Raw genomic sequence first — 19,630 nt, forward strand, 5'->3', positions numbered from 1 at the left:
AAATCATTGTGGATAAGCCAGTCGTTGCTGTTAAAGATCTGAACTTTTGGTTCGGGAGTGGTGAGGCAAGTAAGCAAGCTCTCTTTGATATTAATTTAGAGTTACCAAGGGGAAGCTTAACTGTATTGATGGGGCCATCAGGCTCAGGAAAAACAACGTTATTGACATTGATAGGTTGTTTGAGATCAATTCATGAGGGATCAATTAACTTACTTGATCAAGAGTTAAATGGAGCTTCCCATGAAAAACTAACTTCAATTCGTCAGCGTTTAGGTTTTATTTTTCAGGCTCATAACCTGCATGAAAGTTTAACAGCGATCCAAAATGTTGTTATGGGTGTTCAAGTTCGTTCGGGCGTGTCTGATGAATTAGCATACAAAGCCGCTGAACAAGCGTTACATTTGGTAGGTTTATCAAGTCGGTTACATTATCTCCCTGCCAATCTTTCAGGTGGACAAAAGCAAAGAGTGGCTGTGGCAAGAGCATTGGTAGGGAATCCTACATTGGTACTTGCAGACGAGCCTACTGCGGCATTGGATAAAGATAGCGCATCAGATGTGGTTGACCTTCTTAAGCGGCTTGGTGCAGCTAGAGGAACAACAACACTTCTAGTTACACACGATGATAGGATTTTGGATCGTGCAGATCGAATCCTTAAGTTAGAAGATGGAAAAATCGTAGATATAGTATGAGCTGATGCTATGTGCCGATAACCGAAGCCTAGCTGAGTAGTCAAAGACGACCCTTATCGGTCATCTTGAAATACTGATAAACTCTTAACGCCTTCCGTTATGAGAGAGTCCCGATGTCTTTTGTATCTCCAGTTGTGTTGAAAGGAGCGAACGTGCTCTTAGAACCGCTGTCACCAAATCATCTCGATGAATTAATTGATGCTGTTTCTGACGGGGAGCTATGGAAACTCTGGTTTACAACGATTCCAAGCCCAGACGGAATGGCAACCGAGATAGAAAGACGGTTAAAACTTCAGAACGAAGGATCAATGCTGCCGTTTGTCGTCCGTTTTATCGAAAATGGGAAGCTATGCGGTATGACAACTTTTATGAATATCGATGGGGCCAACAAAAGAATGGAAATCGGTTCGACTTGGTATTCTAAAAGCGTCCAGAGAACCAGCGTGAACACTGAGTGTAAGCTTTTGATGCTTACACATGCGTTTGAGCATCTGGAGTGCATAGCTGTGGAGTTTCGCACTCATTTTATGAATCAGAGATCCCGTAACGCGATCACCAGACTAGGCGCTAAGCAAGATGGAATTCTCAGGAATCATCAGCAGCTGGCAGATGGATCGTACAGAGACACAGTGGTTTACTCGATTATCGCTCAAGAGTGGTTAGCGGTGAAAAATCATTTGACCGGTAAACTCAAGCTCTAGAGGCGAACGGCGACTTTGTGCCTTTCGGAGAAGGAGTACGTTTCGGCAGAAACCGACCCTTTTGAGACCTTAAGTATTCTCTAATGCAACTACGTGCCGGATATTTCACTCAATGGCTTTGGGAGGATTACACTATGGTTTCCTTCTTGATGGATTCGCTGGGGTGGTTATATTGTATTTATGCAACGCGTAACTTCATTGCTGGCTTACGTTTAGTCTCTGCTGCATCGGCCATCGCATCAAGACTTGCTCTAGCCACGTTCATACGCGCGTTCCACCTCTGCGGGCGATTAAAATATCCGCATACGGCTGTTCAGATCTTTTTTTTTTTTATAATTTGTACTTCTTGCAGTTAAACGAGTTTCCGAGCAGAGGGTTATGGTGTACTTACGCTATACAGTGTTATTGCTGGTGATGATTCTGAGTGGTTGTGCTTCCACTGTTGTGATTCAAAACGAAGCACAAGAGCTTACGCTGTCTGAGTCGAGTTACTCATTAAAAGAGGTCTACGGTCAACGAGAAGATACCGGCGTCAGTATCATCCTCGCGTTTTCCGGAGGGGGTACAAGAGCGGCCGCGCTTTCGTACGGTGTACTCTTGGAGCTCCGCGATACTGTTTCCAGTGCGGGTAATGGCCAGCGTCAACTGCTCGATGATGTGAAAGTGATCAGCGCTGTATCGGGTGGCAGTTTTACGGCCGCTTACTATGGTCTTTACGGTAATCAGATCTTTACCGATTTCGAATCGAAGTTTCTATACCGTAACATCGAAAAAGAGATCACAGACCGGCTGCTGAGCATAAATCGCGTGCTTTCGCCTCAAAGTCGTGGCGAAACAGCCAGAAATGTCTATCGAGAGTTTGTGTTTGGTGATTCAACCTATGCCGATATGCGTCGCGTCAATGCACCGATGATCTTGATCAATGCGTCGGATCTTAGCACTGGCGCACGCGTCTCATTCGTTCAGGATTTCTTCAATCTGCTCTGCTCGAATTTGAATTCCATGCCTGTTGCAAATGCGGTTGCGGCATCGGCGGGTGTACCTGTTCTCTTTGAGCCTGTCGTTGTAGAGAATTACGATACCTGTGACATATCGCCGCTAGTCAAAACAATGGAGCGTGCAAAGGATAACGTCGATAACCAGGAGATCAGTCAGGCTCTATCCGGTATCGTAAAACTGGCACAAGACAAAGAACATTATCGTTATCTTCACCTCGTCGACGGTGGGATCACCGACAACCTTGGATTGAGGTCGTTATATGAAGTGGTTGAGCTTCATGGTGGTATAAAATCGTTTTTCAAAGAGATGGGCCGGCGCAGCGACTCTAAATCGGTTTTGATATCAGTGGATGCGTCGACTGATGCGACGTACGGCATTGGGTTGTCAGAAAAAGAGCCAAACCTTCAGCAGACGTTAAATGCGTTGACCGATATCCAATTGCATCGCTACAACGCCTCTACCATTGAGTTGATTCGAAAACTCTTTAAGTCGTGGAACGACGCGTTATCGACGCGCGATCATAGAGTCGATAGCTATTTTGTAACGGTGGCGTTAGCTGATATTGAAGATATGGAGGATCGGGCTTTCTTCAACCAGATTCCAACCAGCCTGAACCTGATGCCAGAGGAGGTCGATAGACTTATAAAAGCGGGCAGATCTCTTTTGCGAAACAACGCTGAGTTCCAACGATTGGTTAAATCCTTATAGGACGCGATTCTTTGTGATAGGAGCATCCTTTGGCCATCAGGTTTAAACCTTGTACCTATAAAGGGGGCTCAGCCTGTTCTGACTACATTTAAGAAAATGTTTGTTCTGTGTCGTTGAACGAAGTGCCCCAAGCGGAGCAGAACAGACCCAAGTGATCAAGTCTATATTTCTATATTAAACCTTGTTGAATGCAATCTATATTAGTCTCCAATAGAATTCTAGAGGAATTGCGTTTGTTTAGGGACTCTTTCAGTTTATGCATTATGATTGCAGTCGGTTTGGCGCCTATTATTGGTCTTTTGTTAAACGCATCTATCGTTGATTACTACGAAAAATACCTACTGTTATGTGTCGCTGTGACTGCATTTGCAACGGTGGATCAGCTCTATCTACTTCATCGAGATAGTCACAATGAACGCGATTAGATAGACTTGGGACGTCAATTTAACCGTTATCTATCAAGTTAGAACTGCTGCTTTGTGCCGTTAAGAGACAAAAAAGAGAGCCGTAGCTCTCTTTTTTAAAATCACAGCATTCTGCTATGCAAAGTGCAGTGATGTTTAGTTGCTCATTATGCTTTAGCAGACATGAACTTTTTTAGTTCTTCGAACATTGGAGCTGAAGCGTAATCTTCTACACTCTGTTCCATCAGTTCAGTCAATTCAGCTTTAGCGGCTGCAAGTGCTGCGATCTCTTTCTCAGCAACTTCAGTCATTTTAGCTTCAGCTTCTTTCAAGTATTTAACTTGAAGTTCTAGAGCTGCTTTTGGATCTTTAACTTCAGTTAGAGATTTCATCTGTGAAAGAGATGCGTTAACAACCTCTGTTACATAAGATGATTGAAGACCAATTAGGGCTTCAGCAGTCTTCTTGTTGATCTCAGCCATCGCCATCATTGGCTTCATGCTATCTTTTAGTTCGTTCATCATGAGTCATACTCCTAATTTAATTTATTGTGCACTGCACCATAGGGTCAATATATTGTGGTTTTTGCTAACTGTCAAACCTTTTTGTGCACCGCAACAAAAATATATTTAGAAACTCCCACTGTGGTTTTTTTCACGAATAGGTATCATGGCGGCAACACAAGGAAACCGACATGCAACTCTCTATACTCTTCGAAGATGACTATCTTATAGCAGTAGATAAACCCTCGGGTTTATTGGTTCATCCGAGTTGGATTACAAAGCCTGATGAACCCACCTTAATGGGCCTGCTGAAAGAGCACTTTAATGCTGAAAAGCTGCATACTATCCACCGACTTGATAGGGCAACTAGTGGGGTTATGTTGGTTGGTAAAGAGCTTGAGTCATCGAAAACAATGCAAGAGCAGTTTCAGGCCAGAGGTGTAAAAAAAGAGTACGAGTGTCTTGTAAGAGGGTGGTTTAGTGAACCCCAGGGCAGAATTGATCATGCATTGGTGCCCAAATACGATAAATATGCAGATCCCCTAGCAAGCCAGGATAAAGAGGCCAAAGAGGCGGTAACCGACTTTGAAGTCATCGCGCAAACTGAGCTGGATATTCCGGTTGGGCGCTACTCAACATCCCGCTACAGCCTTGTAGCCTGTTTCCCGCACACAGGGCGTAAGCACCAAATTCGCCGTCACATGAAGCACCATCTTCACCCCATTATTGGCGATACCAAATACGGAGAGGGGCGTCATAATCGTATGTTTCGAGACCATTTCAACCTTCATCGATTGGTATTAATGGCGAGATCGATTCAGTTTTCCCATCCAGTGACTGATGAACTGATGACAATTCATGCCGATCTACCTGTTGATATAGAGCGGTTATACGAAGCGATAGGGCTGAATAAGTCCTAATAAATCGTGTTAGAATTTACACCTTATTAGTCCAAACCTTAAGAGTTCCTGATGAGCCGTCCTGACGATATCAATGCCAAGATCCAAACTGACAATGCCACTTCATCCAGTTTAGAGAGCGCACTTAAAAATAGCCCCGTCATCGCACTGATTGGTGCCATGGATCAGGAGATTGAACGCCTAAAAAACAGTATTCAATCTTTACAAGTAAGTGAAATCGCAGGCTTTACTTTTTTTTCAGGGCAGATCGACGGTGTCGACGTGGTGCTGCTTAAATCGGGCATCGGTAAGGTCAATGCTGCAGTGGGTACCACCTTGCTGTTAGATCACTTTAAACCAAGCTGTGTGATTAACACAGGTTCTGCTGGTGGCTTTGATCCAACGTTGAAAGTAGGGGATGTGGTGATCTCTGATGAGGTTCGTCACCACGATGTTGACCTAACCGTATTTGGCTACGAGATCGGTCAAATGGCTAGAATGCCTGCCGCTTACCTAGCGGATGAGTTGCTACTTAAGGTGGCTGAAGAGTCTATAGCTCAGTTTGAAAACACCGCATGTCAGCGTGGTTTAATCGCGACCGGTGATGCCTTTATGAGCGATCCAGAGCATGTTGAGAAGGTTAGAGCCAACTTTCCTACGATGAAAGCTGCAGAGATGGAAGCGGCTGCCATTGCACAGACCTGTTACCGCTTTGAGGTTCCGTTTCTAGTTATTCGGGCGTTGTCGGATATCGCAGGCCAAGAATCTAATGTCAGCTTTGATCAGTTCATCGAAACGGCATCAGAAAATTCGGCTCAGATGGTTTTAGCAATTGTTGCCAGACTTGCAAAACTAAGCTGATCCGAAGAGTCGCTGGTTGCTATTCAGCAGCCAGCTCTTTCAGATAGTTGACGACCGATTCACTGTCCCATTCGCGCTCACCGATCACCTTATCAATCACTTCGCCCTCTTTATCGAGCACCAATGTCATGGGTAATCCCTCAAGACGCAGAGTCATAAAGGCCGCTCCCGGCTCATCCAGCCAGATTTCGGGTTCTGCGCCATCAAAGTTCTCCAATACGAAGGCCTCCACCTGATCACTCATATCACCTACATTGATAGCTACCACTCGCGCGTGACCTTCAACAGCCTCCTCTAAACGCCCTAATGCAGGCATCTCACGAATGCAGGGCGGGCACCAGGTTGCCCAGAAGTTAATCAAGCGTACTTCACCTTGGTACGCATCAAGCGTGATAGGGTCACCCTCTAGGGTTTTGAAATCCAGCGGTGGAAGTTGCGCGGCCTGTGAAGTGACCGAACTAATCGATAAAAACAATCCTAGCGTATAGGACTTAATACTGTGTAAGCTCATAGTCATTATTACGAATCATATAGAGAATAAGGATCATATCATGGCAAACGTTGCTTTTATTGGCTTAGGTACAATGGGTTACCCAATGGCAGGGCATCTTACTAAGGCAGGACATGAAGTCACTGTCTACAACCGAACCTTTGCTAAAGCAGAAGCCTGGGTCAGCGAATACGCGGGTAAAGCAGCTAAAACCCCACAAGCAGCCGCTGAAGGCTGTGACATTGTATTTGTGTGTGTCGGTAATGATGATGACCTGTATCAGGTTACTACGGGCGAAGAAGGTGCGATTAAAGGCATGAAGCCTGGTGCAATACTCGTTGATCACACAACAGCATCTGCTGAAGCGGCGAGAACACTCAATGCGGTCTGTGGTGAACAGGGATTGGGATTCATTGATGCCCCTGTGTCCGGCGGACAGGCGGGCGCTGAAAATGGCGTGCTTAGTGTGATGTGTGGTGGTGATTCAGAGGTCTACAAACAGGTTGAGCCTGTTATTGATGCTTATGCAAAATCACAAAGCTTATTGGGTGATGCTGGAGCAGGGCAGCTGGCTAAGATGATGAACCAGATCTGTATTGCTGGTTTGGTGCAGGGGTTGGCTGAAGCGATCCACTTTGGCCAGAAGAGCGGGCTTGATGTTGCCGCCGTTATTGATGTTATACAGCACGGGGCAGCCGGTTCTTGGCAGATGGTTAATCGTCACCAAACAATGATCGACGAAAAGTATGACTACGGTTTCGCTGTTGATTGGATGCGCAAAGACTTAGGAATTGTCCTTAATGAAGCGCGCAGCAATGGCGCACGCCTTCCTGTGACAGCGATTGTTGATCAATTCTATTCGGAAGTTCAGGCGCTGGGAGGCAATCGTTGGGATACCAGTAGCCTTCTCAAACGACTACAGTCGATGGATAAATAGTTGTATATATCTTGCAGGAATTGATTTAGATCAATAAAATGCAACCTGTCTTAAATAAACAAATTAATGAGGTTTAGTCTGATGGGCTCAATCGATAAATACAACATGATTTCTCTAGCTCCAAGCCTAGTGATCATCGGTGCAATGCTTGTTATGACAGTAGTCGGCATTAAGCTTCTAAAAGGTGCAATTGCTAAAGATGCGGCGAAAGCTGGCGAATAAGCGCCCTTGTTAAAAAAACCGCCTTCATTGGCGGTTTTTTTATGTCTGATTGATCATCGACTCTGCTTTATCTACCCAGGCCTCTGGCACAATAAACAGCCTTTCCACTAACTGTCTTGAACGGCCTTCACCCAACACCACGAACAGTTGTTGTGGTCGGTCGATCACACACTCTGCTCTCTTTAACAGGTTGCTTTTACTCACTTCGATGTCATGGATATGTGAAGGGGAGATCAACCACTCAGATCTCGATGGTATTAAAAAACGAACTGAGTCTGGGTATTCATCTAAAAAGCCTTCCAATTCGTTGACGCAAAGCCAGCGGCCACGAGGATGCTGTGGGTGAATGTTATTCGGTATCTTCGATTGGTTATCGCTGACATGGTAGAAGAGCCAGCCAAATATTTGTGCATAGCTCTCCACCGCCGAATCGACTCCTAACGATTGCAGAGTGCGTTTTGCTGGCTCAGACTCAAGAAGCTTTAACTGCTTGTTTTCTATATGTTTGATTTTTCTATCCAGAGAGTCCGTCAGACTAGGACCTAAATAGTCACTCATCTGGCCGCTACTCCCAACACGAAGATAAAATTTTATGGCGACCTCTATATGCTGCCAAGCGCCATCTTTGCAGACTAGAAAATCTGCTTCGCCTAAGGTTTTCTTATTCTCAATTATTTGAATATGACTTTTTAAATCAGTAATTTGAGGAAATGTTTTAAGATGAAGCTCGAATAGATCCTCAAAGTGAACACCTAGCCTGTGATGATGTTTAAGCTTCGAAATCAAGGAAGCGTTAATAGCGAGAGGGTCACGTCTAAACTGGTTTTCACCCACCAGTGTTTGGGCTTGGCTTAACCAGGCAAGTTCACTCACTGTCTGCTCTGTTGTGTAGACGATCTTTTTCATAAAACACGCTGGCTGAATTTTAAATTCAAATTAACATTCTAGCGGCCAATACGGTACTCTATAGTCTCAATTTTAGTGAGCGAGTTAAGGAGCAGGGAATGGCTTTAATGACGAAACGTCAAGCTCAAGAGGCTGAAGCGGAAGCACGAATGGAGAAAACCACTCGTAGTCCACGTCTCTCTGATACGGATATTAATTACATACTCATCAACGGTGCTCAAATTGCATTGAGCAAAATGAAACGTGCCGATGCCTATGATGATCGTCTCTACTATCATGCGCAAATCAGTGCTTACCTTGAGGTGTCACTATCACGCGGTGCAGGGATCACCGACGATACTCGCGATGATTTAAACAACCTCTACAAAGAGGCCACTTACATCTACATGGAATCGAAACGTAACCGTGCCAGGGATTAATTGATTGACGACGTTTGATCCTAAAGCCTTCTTAGCAACACTCCCTAACAAAGCTGGCTGTTATCAGATGTACGACAGTTCTGGTGAGCTGTTGTATGTCGGTAAAGCAAAGAACTTAAAGAACCGGGTCTCAAGCTATTTCAGAGAGACCGGTCTCTCTATTAAGACCCAAGCATTAGTCAGCAAAATCCAATCCATTGAGATTACGTCAACCGGTTCTGAGACAGAAGCACTGCTGCTAGAGCAGAATTTAATTAAGCAGTATCGACCGCCTTACAACATATTGTTGCGTGATGATAAGTCTTACCCCTACATATTGATCACCGATAAAGACGAATTTCCAGCCGTTAGATATCAACGCGGAAAACGTTCTCCCAACGGCACTCTATTTGGCCCTTTTCCTAGCGGTGGCGCGGTAAAAGAGAGTCTGAATCTTCTACAGAAGCTGTTTAAAGTACGTCAGTGTGACGACAGTTTTTTCCGTAACCGTTCTAGACCCTGCCTGCAGTACCAAATAGAGCGCTGCAGCGCTCCCTGTGTGGGTTTAGTTGACGATGCGGATTACCAGCGTGACGTGCGTCATACCAAGCTTTTTTTGCAGGGTAAAAACCCAAAAGTGATGAGTGAGCTCGCATCCGAAATGGAGGCTGCCTCTCGTCAATTAGCGTTCGAAAAAGCCGCTCAGCTTCGGGATCAATTGGCTCGCTTGCAGCACGTACAAGAGCAGCAGACCGTTATCGGTCAAAAAGGTGAGGCGGATGTCTTTGGCGTAGCCGTTCAACCTGGCGGCGTTTGCGTACACGTTCTTTTTGTCCGTCAGGGGCGAGTTATTGGCTCCAAAGTGTATTATCCCCGAATTGCTATCGAAGACAGTGCAGAGGATGTCTTAAGCGCTTTTATTGCTCAGTTTTACTTGGCTGGCGGGCGCGAGATACCAGAGTCTATTATTACGGCGATTGAACTGCCCGAGTCTAACCTTCTCAGTGAAGCTCTTAGTCAAATGCGCGAACGTAAAGTCTCTATTACTAGTAAAGTGCGTTCTGATCGCAACAGTTGGCTTAAGTTAGCTCAGCAAAATGCCGAACAGAATTTACAGTCACAGCTGGCCAATAAACAAAATATCTATAACCGATTCCTAGATCTTCAGTCAGCGCTAGGCATGGAGGAGATCCCCTCAAGACTTGAGTGTTTCGACATCAGCCACTCCAGTGGAGAGGCTACTGTGGCCTCTTGTGTAGTGTTTGATCGCAATGGCCCGCTGAAACGTGACTATCGTAAATATAATATCGAAGGTATTACTGGGGGTGATGACTACGCCGCCATGAACCAAGCCTTGCACCGTCGTTTTGAAAAGGCGACCAGTGCGGATGCAATACTCCCTGATATCCTGGTTATTGACGGGGGTAAAGGACAGGTAGCTCAGGCTGTTGAGGTGCTTAATGAGCTCAATATTCAAGGGATCAAGGTAATTGGTATCGCGAAAGGCCCAACACGTAAAGCGGGCTTTGAAATTCTGATTGATGCCGAAACAGGCAGCGAGAATATATTGCAGTCTGACTCTCTTGCGCTTCATTTGTTGCAACACATCCGTGACGAATCCCACCGATTTGCCATCACGGGTCACCGTGCGCGTCGTGCTAAAGCGAGAAAGCAGTCACTACTCGAAGGCATTGATGGCGTCGGCCCTAAACGCCGTAGAGAGCTACTGAAACATTTCGGAAGTGCGAAAGCGGTTGAGTCAGCAAGTGTTGAAGAAATCGCAAAAGTCTCTAGTATTAGTAATAGTCTTGCAGAGACGATCTATCTCGCTCTGCACCCCGATAGCTAAAGGTGCTTCTCTGCATGAATCTACCCAACGTATTAACTCTGTTACGTATTGTTTTAATTCCATTTTTCATCATTGCATACTACTGGCCGACACCTTTTGCCGGTTGGATATCAGCAGGAATCTTTGCCTTAGCGGCCGTTACTGATTGGTTGGATGGTTATCTCGCTCGCAAATGGCAGCAAGAGAGCAGCTTTGGGGCATTCCTTGACCCTGTGGCCGATAAGTTAATGGTCGCTGCGGCTTTGATTTTACTGGTCGATACCTATGGACGTCTCTTTTCTGATTGGCCTGCCATTCTCTCGATTCCAGCCATCATCATAGTCGGTCGTGAAATCGTGATCTCTGCATTGCGTGAATGGATGGCTGAAATAGGGGAGCGCGCTCAGGTTGCCGTCTCTATGATTGGTAAAGCTAAAACAGCCCTTCAAATGCTAGCCATCTTTATCATGATTGGTGCTGCGCCCGGAACGACTCTGGCCTGGATCGGGGTCGGTATTCTCTATGCTGCTGCGCTACTAACGCTATGGTCTATGTTTGTCTACCTGCGTGCTGCTTGGCCACACCTTAAACCTAATCAGTGATAGGCCTTAAAGTCGAGTAAGTGGTTATTTTTTAAGCAGATCTAATTTCAATCTAGCGATTGACAGGGTGGGTGAAGCGTCTATAATACGCGCCACTTGTTCAGCAAGTGCGGGAATAGCTCAGTTGGTAGAGCGCAACCTTGCCAAGGTTGAGGTCGCGAGTTCGAGCCTCGTTTCCCGCTCCAATATGGCGAGTTGGCAGAGCGGTGATGCAAATGATTGCAAATCATTACTAGGCCGGTTCGACTCCGGTGCTCGCCTCCATATTCTCTTCCTAAAGATCTCTCTTTAGGGATGTATCAAACGATACACATCATCAATGCCCTGGTGGTGGAATTGGTAGACACAGCAGACTTAAAATCTGCCGGCCGTTAGGCTGTACCGGTTCAAGTCCGGTCCGGGGCACCATTTTTATCTACTTTTTCTTGTCTACTTTCAACTTCTTGCTAAACTGAATTTACTTTTAACATTCTTATTAAGCAGTTGAGATATGTCCAAAAAAACCATCCTTTGCATTGACGATGACTCGTTTACCCTTGCTCAGATCCGTGATGCTTTGGAGTCTGATTATAAATTGGTCTGTGCAGTTGATCCTGAAGTGGGACTTTCGTTAGCGGTCAAACGCCAACCCGATCTGATTCTGCTTGATGTCAATATGCCGGGAATGAATGGATTAGAGTTGGCTGATCTGCTCGACAAAATCACTATGACCAGCAATATACCCGTGATTTTCCTGAGTGCATTTGCTAGCCCTGAGATACAGGAGCGTGCAGAGCAGTTAGATGCGAAGGCGTTTTTAACTAAGCCATGTAACGGTCGTTACATTAAAGAGATGGTCGCTAAGTTTTTAGAGACTGAGTAGATACTTTGTTAGATCGCACTCTCTAAGCTGAGTAGCGATCTAACATCTCCTGCGAACTTAACGGTTTGCTGAAATAGTAGCCTTGAATGTAATCGCAACCCAGCTCTTTGAGAGCAAGCAGTTGCTCCTCTTGTTCCACACCCTCAGCGATCACTTTGATTCCTAGCGATTTTGACATCTGAATAATCGCTTTACAGACGGATAGGTTTCGACTGTTTTCGGGTAGTCCGTCGATGAATACTTTATCGATTTTCAAATAATCAATTTTAAAGTCCAGTAGATAAGATAAGGCAGAGTAACCGGTTCCGAAGTCATCCAACGCCAGCTCAATCTGATTTTGTGAACAGTATCCCATTAAATCATTGAGCTTTTCAGACGGAAGAAAGAGCGAGCCTTCAGTCAATTCAAGCCGTAACTTGAGCAGTTTTCCATGGTTTAAGTTAGAGAGGAGATTGATGATATCTGAACTACTATTTTCACCAGTATTAAGGCTTCGTGCAGAGACGTTCACAGAGAAAACAGGCAAAGGGTCGATAACGGTTTGCCACTGCTGAGCGGCCTCAATCATCTTATGAAAAACTCGCTCATCCAACTGCGCAATAATACCTATCTCTTCTGCAATTTGAATAAACTCATCTGGTGAAATCTGGCCATAGTAGGGGTGATGCCACCGCGCTAAGGCTTCAACACTGTATAGCTGCTCTGTATCACAACTAATAATTGGCTGATACATCACCTCAATTTGTTCGTCTGCAACCGCCTGTTTTAGATCTGCGATCAGTGTTTGACGCCTAATCGAAGCGGTCGTCATTTCAGGTGAATAGAAAACAAATTGATTGTCTCCGAGCTGTTTTGCTCGATAGAGCGCCTGCTCAGTAAACTTCAGCAGGTCGGTTGCATCAAGCGCATCTGATGGAAATTCAGCCGCACCAATACAGCAGGAGATATCGTATTGCTGATTTTGATAGAAAAATGGTGCTTGAATGTTGGATCGAATTTTAATCGCTAAATCGACTATGTTGGTTTTATTCTTTTGATTATCGATGAGCAACAGGAACTCATCACTACCGACTCGCGCCACTATGTCATGGTCAGACACATTATTATGAATGCATTCAGCAACATGAATCAGTATCGCATCGCCGCAACCATGACCGTAACTGTCATTAAACGATTTAAACCGATCTATATCCAGTGCAAGTAGTGTGTAGCGGTGCCCAGTATTAGCCTCGTGAATAGATGAATTCAAACAACCCACAAAGTAATTACGATTAGGTAGTCCAGTCAGGGCATCATAGTTTGTGTGTTGCCAGATGAGCTTTTCACGACGCTTATCTTTGGTGATGTCTCGACCAAAACCAATCAACCCGACAATGTTTCCATCACTGTTCCTAAGGGGTAACTTTGAACAAAGATTAAATGTCTCACCGCCCTTAGGCCAGGTTTCAGTATAGAGTTTGGCAAGCAGTGGCTCACCAGTCTGCATAAGGTCCAACTCTTCCTGTCTCATCGCTTCTGCATGTTCAGCAGTGTAAAAGTCAAAATCACTCTTGCCCAGTATTTGGTCAACCTCTTTTAGCCCATAATGTAGGGCTAGGTTCCTATTTGCGTAAATCAAGGTTGACGAGAGATCTTTAATAAATACCTGATCGAAACAGTTTTCTAGTATCACGTTCAACAGTGGCTGATCCCTGAACCACTCAGTCGTTAGGGAATCCACAATTTGTGTTGTGTAGCGCGACATATAATCAGCCTTGATGGTTAACTACCTTAAGCATAGTCGATTATTAGAAAGTTGCTTACCTCTTTGCTAAGAGAAAGAGTATTGTCTATTCGCGCTGGTCACTAATGGCTGCGGTGGGAACTCATTTGGTAGTAGGGGTGCATCAAATAGATAACCTTGCCCCTCGTCACACCCCATATTTACGAGCATTCTGTACTGCTCTTTAGTCTCTATACCCTCAGCGACTACCACCAGATCAAAGGTATGCGCTAAAGCAATGATTGCTTGAACTAAGCGTCGCGATTTTTCAGAAAAAGTCATCTGATCGATAAAGCATCGATCAATTTTTAACGTATCCAAAGGTAAATTTTGAAGATAAGAGAGAGAAGAGAAACCTGTCCCAAAATCATCCATCGCAATGGATATGCCTAATTGACGAATCTCATTAAGAACTGAGATTGCATAGTCGACATTAGAGATGAACATAGACTCTGTAATCTCAATTTGAATTTGAGAGGGTGAGACGCCATGTTTGACCAATGTTGATTGCACAAATGATATAAAGTTTGGGTTGAATAGCTGAATAGGCGATGCGTTTATCGCCAATGTAAAGTCCATGCCGACTCGTCCCGATTTAAGCCAGCTGTTAAGTTGTTTGACTGACTCATCAAACGCCCATTCACCAATTTCATTGATCATGCCAATTCGCTCAGCAATTTGAATGAACCGATCTGGGGAGATATTGCCAAGGTTGGTATTTTCCCATCTTAATAACGTTTCAGCGCCGATGACAGATCCCTTGCTGATCGAAACCTTTGGCTGGTAGGTTAGATAGAGCTCTTTATTGATGATGGCACGTCTCAGTTCAGATTCAATCTTTGCTTCGTGATTGTTAGAGTCATCCATCAGCTGGTCGTAGGCATTATAATCTAGGCCGCTATTAAGGCAGGGAACAGCCAATACCGCTCTTCGGATTAATTCACCAGGTTGTTTAATCAGTCCTTTAGATCCAGCAAAGCCAATTCGTACAGAAAGTTTATAGTGCAGTGTGCCGATTTCATGAATACCGGTTAACAATCGATGCATGCGACTTGCGAATTGCTCTTCGAAAGCTGGGTCAATTTCTGTCTCTTTTATCGCGACAAATTGATTGGCATTCCAAGCACCGATCATTGCGACCTGATTAGCAGGTGACTCCGATATAAGCTTGGCGAGCGTTTGCATGGCTCGGTCGTATATCTCATAGCCGTATGTTTTTGCTAAAGCATCCGCTCCATCTATTTCAATAAAGTAGGCCGTTAAGTCCTTCTCTAGCGCAAACTCTTCAAAGATATGTTTCTGAATTGCTCTTCGGTTAGGCAATCCAGTGGTTTCATCGGTGTAACCCAGGGCTTTCAGAGAGGCAATATCATCATCCGCTATGTAAGCATTGATATAAGTTGAGTCAGAGGCTGTTCTAACCGAACCCAATGTCGTTTTTAGAATATTGCTGATGCGTTCAATAATCAGCTGATGATCAAAGGGTTTGTTTAAAAACTCGACCGCCCCTAATGCCAGCGCTTTTGTGCGGGTCTCCATATCAGTTTGCGCGGTTAGCACTATGATGGGAGGCCGTTTGTTGGGCATTGCTTCGTCCAATTGTTGCATGACTTCAAAGCCATTCATGCCAGGCATTCGAATATCTAGAAGTATCAGGTCTGGCAGGCTCTGTTTTGTCTCTTGAAGAACCTGTAAGGGGTCTGTTAAAGACCTTAGGTGGGTAAAACCCTGATCCTCTAATAGATCTTCTAAAAGAAGTACGTTCGCTTCGTTGTCATCAACTATGAGGATATTGGCGTCAAGAATGTTTTCGCGGCTCATTTAATTTACCTCCTCAAAGTAGTCATCAATTAGGTCGTAAAATTTAGGTATATCGATCGGCTTGGTTAGGTAGTGATCAAATCCCTCGTTTAAGCCTCGTTTAACATCGTTTGGCATAGCATTGGCCGATAGCGCGATGCAGGGAGTGCCCTCCAAACTTGGCTCCTGTTTGAGGCGTTTTAATAACTGAAATCCATCCATTCCCGGCATATTGATATCAAGAATAATAAGATCAGGCCGATGGGTTTTAGCCATCTCTAAACCCAGGAAGGGCTCATGAGCAACGACAAGATTTATGCTTTCAAAATCTTCAAAAATATCCTGCATGAGTCGCTGATTGGCTGGATTATCTTCAACGTAAAGAACAACCTTTTCTGATTGGCTGGTTAGATCAGTATTGAGTTGATCATTTTGTACCTTGCCGGATGTGAATGAGTCACTCTTAACCTGGCAGTTAGCCAGTGGTAGCGTTACAGTGAAGGTACTTCCGGTGTGATCGCTTTTCACATCGATCGTACCATTCATATATTCGACAACCTTTCTTGTTAGCGCTAGCCCGACACCGGTTCCCTCTATGCCAGAGTTTTCTGCATTGCTTCGATTGAATGGCTCAAATATATGATCAATCTGATCATCGCTGATACCGATCCCGGTATCCTGAACATGCACGAGTACTGATTGGTCAACCACCTCCCAAGACAATTCAACTGAACCTTGTTGGCGGTTGTATTTAATGGCGTTGGAGAGCAGGTTGATCAGTACCTGTTTGAGTCTGGTGTAGTCTGCCATCGCCTCAATATGCTGTGCGTTAGCTTTAACCAGAATAGAGATACCACTCTTGTCCGCTAGTGGCTGCAGCACCTCTAGGGTTTCATTGGCAACGCTATCGACCAGCGTAGGTTCTAGTGAAATTGAGAGCTTACCCGCTTCAATTTTGGCAAGATCTAAAATGTCATTGATCAGTGTCAGAAGATGCTTACCACTCGAGTTGATTTGGTGCACCTGTTTTGACTGCTTCTCATTGAGAGGGGTCTTTCTATTAGCTTGGAGCAGTTCTGAGAAGCCAATGATTGAGTTCAGTGGTGTTCTTAACTCATGGCTCATAGAGCTTAAGAATTCACTCTTAGCACGGCTTGCATCTTCGATTAGATCCTTCGCTGCTTCAAGCTCCGCTGTGAAACGTTCCCGCTCATTCATCTGACGGTAGAGCTGAATCAGTAAAGAGCAGGTGGCAACAAAGGGTTCTAACCAATTGACCAGCTCATCATTCAGCTCTGATTCTGAGTTGGCAATGGCGATCATGCCTAGCGTTTTATCACCTTGTTTAATAGGCATTCCTAGCAAATTATGCAGAGGAGGGTGTCCATCAGGTAGACCGCGTCGACCCGGTGCTGTGGCGGGTGATTCTGTTAAGACCACCTCGCCTTGAGCAAACACACGACCTAACAGGGATTTCGTGTTAGTTACCCGACTCGAACCTGCTAAGAATTTTTGCATCAAACTTTTCGACTCTTTATCCCAGGAGAGATCAGTTAAAGAGTGAACGATCAGTTCAGGTTCTGACTTGCTTGGATCCACCTCACCAATCAGCGCATATTCGCTATTGGTTAACTCGCGTAATGACTCCTGCAGAAAAGACCATATAGAGTTACCACTGATCAGCGCTTCATAATCAGTTAGACCTTTATGAAGCTTATCCAACAGCATGCTTTGTCGCTCTAACTCACGCTCTTTGCGCTTAGTTTCACGAAGATCCGTCACTATCCCAATGAACTCATTTTGAGATTGGTCATCAATAACCACTTCACTGACGGCCAGATGTATGGGTATCAGCTCGCCACTTTTACTGATGGCTGATACTTCACGACCTTCACCGATCACCGAACTGTTGTGAGTGGCATTTTGGCGCTTATCACGGTCGTAATGTTTTAGGTATCCATCATGGTGTTTAGCAATATCCTTAGGCATCAACATTGATATGTTTTGACCTACAAGCTCGTCGATAGAGTAGCCAAATAGAGATTCAGCTTTTTTGTTAGCATCCTCGATAATGCCGCGGTGACTGATCCGAATAACGGCAGCGGCTGCATTCGATACAAGGCTTGATTGCCTAGCCAATTCACGGCGAAGAAGATCACGTGAACTAATAATCTCTCTGTTTTTCTCTTCGTTATCTTTTTGTCGCACATGTAAGGCGATGAGAGCCTCAGCCTGCAGGGCAAAAGAGTTTAGAAGCTCCTTCTGCTCCTCAGTAAACTGGCGTGGCTTTGTATCAATGACACAGAACGAACCTAGACAGAAACCATTAGTGTCGTGTATTGGGGTGCCGCAATAGAAGCGTATGTTTGGCGCTCCGATCACCAGTGGATTATCATGAAAGTCAGGATGTTCAAGGGCATTACGCACCTCGAGTAGTTTGTGATCGTGAACCACATGGGAACAAAAAGCTTCATCACGACCGGTTTCACAAACATCTAATCCGTAAATGGATTTAAACCACTGTCGCTTACTATCTATTATTGAGACAGCGCAGATAGGGGTATTAAAAATATGAGCCGCCTGAGCTGTAAGCTGATCGAAATAGAGGTCACTGGGCGTATCGAGTAGACCAATGGATTTTAAGCTAGCAATGCGTTGAGTTTCATCTTCAGGGTGAGCGGCGATTCTCATAAAACACCTTTTATCAATCGGTTTAAAGTTCACCCAAACTGCATGTGTCGTAAATTCACATATAAGGTGTTTATTAACAAATTAGTACAAAAATAAACAAGTGCTAAAAAATTTTGAGGTAATTATGTCTAAGATCTCTCTTCTTGGGATTGGCCTAATGGGCTTGCCTATGGCAAAGCGCTTGTTGAGTGAGGGTGTAGAGTTAACCGTCTGGAACAGAACGCAAGAGAAATGCTTGCCCTTAAAAGAGGATGGCGCCGCTGTTGCCGAAGACCTTAGCGAAGTCGCACAGAGCGATATCATTATTACCATGCTAGCTGATGGCCAGGTCGTCGAAGAGGTTATCTCTATGCTACTGCCTCAACTCACGAAACAGCATCTGGTGATCGATATGAGCTCAACATCGCAAAAAGAGGTCATCAGCATCGCTGACAAAGTTGAATCAACCGGTGCACGTTTCATAGACGCACCTGTGTCAGGAGGAGTGAAAGGCGCCGAAGAGGGTACACTGGCCATTATGGCAGGAAGTCGTGATGAGCGAACATTCGAAGAGGCCAATGTCGTTTTTTCATCAATGGGGCGAGCCACAAGAGTAGGGGATGTAGGATCTGGTCAGCTATCTAAACTGGCCAATCAGGCTATAGTAGGCGGTACCATCTCTATTGTATCGGAGGCTGTATTGCTGCTGGAACGAGCAGGCGTTGATTCTGAAGCCTTTAGACGCGCACTGTCAGGCGGGTTTGCTGATAGCACCATCCTTCAGTTACACGGTAAGCGTATGAGCGAACGAACATTTGAACCGGGCGGCAAAGTCACAACTCAACTCAAAGATGAGAAAAATGTTCTCGAAGCTGCGCAATCATTGAACTTAGAGCTGCCTGTTACAAAAGCCATTTATGAGCGGTATCAAGATCTTTCTGAGAATATGGGTAAAGGTGACTTAGATCACTCTGCGCTTTTCCTACAGTTACTCAAAATTAATAATTTAGGCTAGAATGCAATAAAACACTCTAGGGGAAATAGCATGCAGGGCAGTAAAGTCGTAAGTAAAAGCGCTTTGAAAGTGTATGTCCGTATGCATGATGGGGCCCGTCTAGTCGGAGCATTCTATCTAGCCCCAGGGGAGCGACTTCAAGATATTATGAATGATGACCGCTCCTTCATCCCACTCTACCTAGACGACACAAAAGAGAACAACCCGGTTGTGATGATATCTAAACGTTATGTCTCTCAAGTTGAAGAGATAAAGGACAGTAGAGACAATTCATCAACAACCACGAACACCAATCGTCCGATGAACTTTACCCTAGCGGATGAGCAAAACTCGCCTGACTCAATAAAAAAATTAGAGCTCGAGTAGCGATT

19 protein-coding genes, 3 tRNA genes and 1 pseudogene are annotated in these 19,630 nt (G+C 44.9%); 17 read left to right on the top strand and 6 right to left on the bottom strand.

The features are described 5' to 3' along the window. Positions 1 to 8 precede the first annotated feature (8 nt). The 4 genes from XMD579_RS05515 (at position 9) to XMD579_RS05530 (ending at position 3,525) form a co-directional block, all read left to right on the top strand. The gene (locus XMD579_RS05515) at positions 9 to 692 is read left to right on the top strand and encodes an ATP-binding cassette domain-containing protein (protein WP_173484693.1); all 684 of its coding nucleotides are present in this window, start codon (positions 9 to 11) and stop codon (positions 690 to 692) included. A 113-nt stretch (positions 693 to 805) separates the two neighbouring features. Next, on the top strand, positions 806 to 1,393 hold the full coding sequence (locus XMD579_RS05520) for a GNAT family N-acetyltransferase (protein WP_173506015.1): 588 nt from the start codon (positions 806 to 808) through the stop codon (positions 1,391 to 1,393). A gap of 378 nt (positions 1,394 to 1,771) precedes the next feature. Continuing rightward, positions 1,772 to 3,100: a patatin-like phospholipase family protein gene (locus tag XMD579_RS05525; RefSeq protein ID WP_173506016.1), complete on the top strand. Its 1,329-nt coding sequence runs from the start codon at positions 1,772 to 1,774 to the stop codon at positions 3,098 to 3,100. 263 nt (positions 3,101 to 3,363) lie between these two features. Beyond that, positions 3,364 to 3,525 (top strand): hypothetical protein, encoded by a 162-nt coding sequence (locus tag XMD579_RS05530; RefSeq protein ID WP_173506017.1) that lies wholly within the window; start codon positions 3,364 to 3,366, stop codon positions 3,523 to 3,525. Between the two features lie 146 nt (positions 3,526 to 3,671). Here the strand turns inward: XMD579_RS05530 and XMD579_RS05535 are convergent, their stop codons facing one another. Next, positions 3,672 to 4,028, bottom strand: a complete 357-nt coding sequence (locus tag XMD579_RS05535) for a phasin family protein (RefSeq protein ID WP_173482481.1) — start codon at positions 4,026 to 4,028, stop codon at positions 3,672 to 3,674. A 167-nt stretch (positions 4,029 to 4,195) separates the two neighbouring features. Here XMD579_RS05535 and XMD579_RS05540 point away from each other — a divergent pair. Beyond that, positions 4,196 to 4,927 (top strand): annotated as a pseudogene (locus XMD579_RS05540) (RluA family pseudouridine synthase); the annotation flags it as partial. Positions 4,928 to 4,978: 51 nt separating this feature from the next. Then, positions 4,979 to 5,767: a 5'-methylthioadenosine/S-adenosylhomocysteine nucleosidase gene (mtnN, locus tag XMD579_RS05545; RefSeq protein WP_173480920.1), complete on the top strand. Its 789-nt coding sequence runs from the start codon at positions 4,979 to 4,981 to the stop codon at positions 5,765 to 5,767. Between the two features lie 19 nt (positions 5,768 to 5,786). Here mtnN and XMD579_RS05550 read toward each other — a convergent pair whose 3' ends face one another. Next, entirely contained in the window at positions 5,787 to 6,278 is a 492-nt protein-coding gene (locus tag XMD579_RS05550) for a TlpA disulfide reductase family protein (protein WP_173506018.1), read from the bottom strand. A gap of 40 nt (positions 6,279 to 6,318) precedes the next feature. On the opposite strand from XMD579_RS05550, the gene XMD579_RS05555 reads away from it, so the two are divergent. Continuing rightward, positions 6,319 to 7,194 carry an NAD(P)-dependent oxidoreductase gene (locus XMD579_RS05555; RefSeq protein ID WP_173506019.1) on the top strand — a complete coding sequence of 292 codons (876 nt, stop codon included), beginning with the start codon at positions 6,319 to 6,321 and terminating at the stop codon, positions 7,192 to 7,194. Positions 7,195 to 7,275: 81 nt separating this feature from the next. Continuing rightward, positions 7,276 to 7,416 (top strand): hypothetical protein, encoded by a 141-nt coding sequence (locus XMD579_RS05560; RefSeq protein ID WP_173480923.1) that lies wholly within the window; start codon positions 7,276 to 7,278, stop codon positions 7,414 to 7,416. Between the two features lie 39 nt (positions 7,417 to 7,455). On the opposite strand, the gene XMD579_RS05565 is transcribed toward XMD579_RS05560, so the two are convergent. Then, entirely contained in the window at positions 7,456 to 8,322 is an 867-nt protein-coding gene (locus XMD579_RS05565) for a DUF1853 family protein (protein WP_173506020.1), read from the bottom strand. Positions 8,323 to 8,420: 98 nt separating this feature from the next. Here XMD579_RS05565 and XMD579_RS05570 point away from each other — a divergent pair, with 98 nt between their 5' ends. The 7 genes from XMD579_RS05570 to XMD579_RS05600 all read left to right on the top strand — a co-directional run bounded on the left by XMD579_RS05570 (position 8,421) and on the right by XMD579_RS05600 (position 12,012). Then, a complete protein-coding gene (locus XMD579_RS05570; RefSeq protein WP_254443754.1) occupies positions 8,421 to 8,741 on the top strand; it encodes a high mobility group family protein in 321 nt (106 codons plus the stop codon). Positions 8,742 to 8,745: 4 nt separating this feature from the next. Next, a complete protein-coding gene (gene uvrC, locus XMD579_RS05575; RefSeq protein WP_173480925.1) occupies positions 8,746 to 10,569 on the top strand; it encodes an excinuclease ABC subunit UvrC in 1,824 nt (607 codons plus the stop codon). A 14-nt stretch (positions 10,570 to 10,583) separates the two neighbouring features. Beyond that, the gene (gene pgsA, locus XMD579_RS05580) at positions 10,584 to 11,150 is read left to right on the top strand and encodes a CDP-diacylglycerol--glycerol-3-phosphate 3-phosphatidyltransferase (RefSeq protein WP_173480926.1); all 567 of its coding nucleotides are present in this window, start codon (positions 10,584 to 10,586) and stop codon (positions 11,148 to 11,150) included. Between the two features lie 109 nt (positions 11,151 to 11,259). Continuing rightward, positions 11,260 to 11,335 (top strand) — tRNA-Gly (locus tag XMD579_RS05585). A gap of 4 nt (positions 11,336 to 11,339) precedes the next feature. Then, positions 11,340 to 11,414: transfer RNA gene (locus XMD579_RS05590), tRNA-Cys, on the top strand. A gap of 57 nt (positions 11,415 to 11,471) precedes the next feature. Beyond that, positions 11,472 to 11,558, top strand: a tRNA-Leu gene (locus tag XMD579_RS05595). Positions 11,559 to 11,640: 82 nt separating this feature from the next. Continuing rightward, on the top strand, positions 11,641 to 12,012 hold the full coding sequence (locus XMD579_RS05600) for a response regulator (RefSeq protein WP_173498043.1): 372 nt from the start codon (positions 11,641 to 11,643) through the stop codon (positions 12,010 to 12,012). Between the two features lie 22 nt (positions 12,013 to 12,034). Here the strand turns inward: XMD579_RS05600 and XMD579_RS05605 are convergent, their stop codons facing one another. From XMD579_RS05605 to XMD579_RS05615, 3 genes are all read right to left on the bottom strand, one after another. Then, positions 12,035 to 13,756 carry a GGDEF domain-containing phosphodiesterase gene (locus tag XMD579_RS05605; RefSeq protein WP_173506021.1) on the bottom strand — a complete coding sequence of 574 codons (1,722 nt, stop codon included), beginning with the start codon at positions 13,754 to 13,756 and terminating at the stop codon, positions 12,035 to 12,037. Positions 13,757 to 13,822: 66 nt separating this feature from the next. Continuing rightward, positions 13,823 to 15,595 carry an EAL domain-containing protein gene (locus XMD579_RS05610; RefSeq protein ID WP_173506022.1) on the bottom strand — a complete coding sequence of 591 codons (1,773 nt, stop codon included), beginning with the start codon at positions 15,593 to 15,595 and terminating at the stop codon, positions 13,823 to 13,825. Then, complete coding sequence (locus tag XMD579_RS05615; protein WP_173506023.1) at positions 15,596 to 18,265, bottom strand: ATP-binding protein; 2,670 nt, start codon at positions 18,263 to 18,265, stop codon at positions 15,596 to 15,598. Positions 18,266 to 18,389: 124 nt separating this feature from the next. Here XMD579_RS05615 and XMD579_RS11495 point away from each other — a divergent pair, with 124 nt between their 5' ends. Beyond that, entirely contained in the window at positions 18,390 to 19,259 is an 870-nt protein-coding gene (locus tag XMD579_RS11495; RefSeq protein WP_173506024.1) for an NAD(P)-dependent oxidoreductase, read from the top strand. Between the two features lie 30 nt (positions 19,260 to 19,289). After that, entirely contained in the window at positions 19,290 to 19,625 is a 336-nt protein-coding gene (locus XMD579_RS05625) for a hypothetical protein (protein WP_173506025.1), read from the top strand. Positions 19,626 to 19,630 lie beyond the last annotated feature (5 nt).

Source organism: Marinobacterium sp. xm-d-579, from assembly GCF_013282935.1.
GTDB lineage: Bacteria > Pseudomonadota > Gammaproteobacteria > Pseudomonadales > Balneatricaceae > Marinobacterium_E.

Excerpts from the sequence above, each read along its gene's own strand:
- XMD579_RS05530 (WP_173506017.1), top strand. The coding sequence starts at position 3,364 with ATGATTGCAGTCGGTTTGGCGCCTATTATTGGTCTTTTGTTAAACGCA.
- XMD579_RS05605 (WP_173506021.1), bottom strand. The coding sequence starts at position 13,756 with ATGTCGCGCTACACAACACAAATTGTGGATTCCCTAACGACTGAGTGG.
- XMD579_RS05600 (WP_173498043.1), top strand. The coding sequence starts at position 11,641 with ATGTCCAAAAAAACCATCCTTTGCATTGACGATGACTCGTTTACCCTT.
- XMD579_RS05570 (WP_254443754.1), top strand. The coding sequence starts at position 8,421 with ATGGCTTTAATGACGAAACGTCAAGCTCAAGAGGCTGAAGCGGAAGCA.
- mtnN (WP_173480920.1), top strand. The coding sequence starts at position 4,979 with ATGAGCCGTCCTGACGATATCAATGCCAAGATCCAAACTGACAATGCC.
- pgsA (WP_173480926.1), top strand. The coding sequence starts at position 10,584 with ATGAATCTACCCAACGTATTAACTCTGTTACGTATTGTTTTAATTCCA.
- XMD579_RS05625 (WP_173506025.1), top strand. The coding sequence starts at position 19,290 with ATGCAGGGCAGTAAAGTCGTAAGTAAAAGCGCTTTGAAAGTGTATGTC.
- XMD579_RS05525 (WP_173506016.1), top strand. The coding sequence starts at position 1,772 with ATGGTGTACTTACGCTATACAGTGTTATTGCTGGTGATGATTCTGAGT.
- XMD579_RS05535 (WP_173482481.1), bottom strand. The coding sequence starts at position 4,028 with ATGATGAACGAACTAAAAGATAGCATGAAGCCAATGATGGCGATGGCT.
- XMD579_RS05550 (WP_173506018.1), bottom strand. The coding sequence starts at position 6,278 with ATGAGCTTACACAGTATTAAGTCCTATACGCTAGGATTGTTTTTATCG.
- XMD579_RS05560 (WP_173480923.1), top strand. The coding sequence starts at position 7,276 with ATGGGCTCAATCGATAAATACAACATGATTTCTCTAGCTCCAAGCCTA.
- XMD579_RS05555 (WP_173506019.1), top strand. The coding sequence starts at position 6,319 with ATGGCAAACGTTGCTTTTATTGGCTTAGGTACAATGGGTTACCCAATG.
- XMD579_RS05520 (WP_173506015.1), top strand. The coding sequence starts at position 806 with ATGTCTTTTGTATCTCCAGTTGTGTTGAAAGGAGCGAACGTGCTCTTA.
- XMD579_RS05610 (WP_173506022.1), bottom strand. The coding sequence starts at position 15,595 with ATGAGCCGCGAAAACATTCTTGACGCCAATATCCTCATAGTTGATGAC.
- XMD579_RS05565 (WP_173506020.1), bottom strand. The coding sequence starts at position 8,322 with ATGAAAAAGATCGTCTACACAACAGAGCAGACAGTGAGTGAACTTGCC.
- XMD579_RS05615 (WP_173506023.1), bottom strand. The coding sequence starts at position 18,265 with ATGAGAATCGCCGCTCACCCTGAAGATGAAACTCAACGCATTGCTAGC.
- XMD579_RS11495 (WP_173506024.1), top strand. The coding sequence starts at position 18,390 with ATGTCTAAGATCTCTCTTCTTGGGATTGGCCTAATGGGCTTGCCTATG.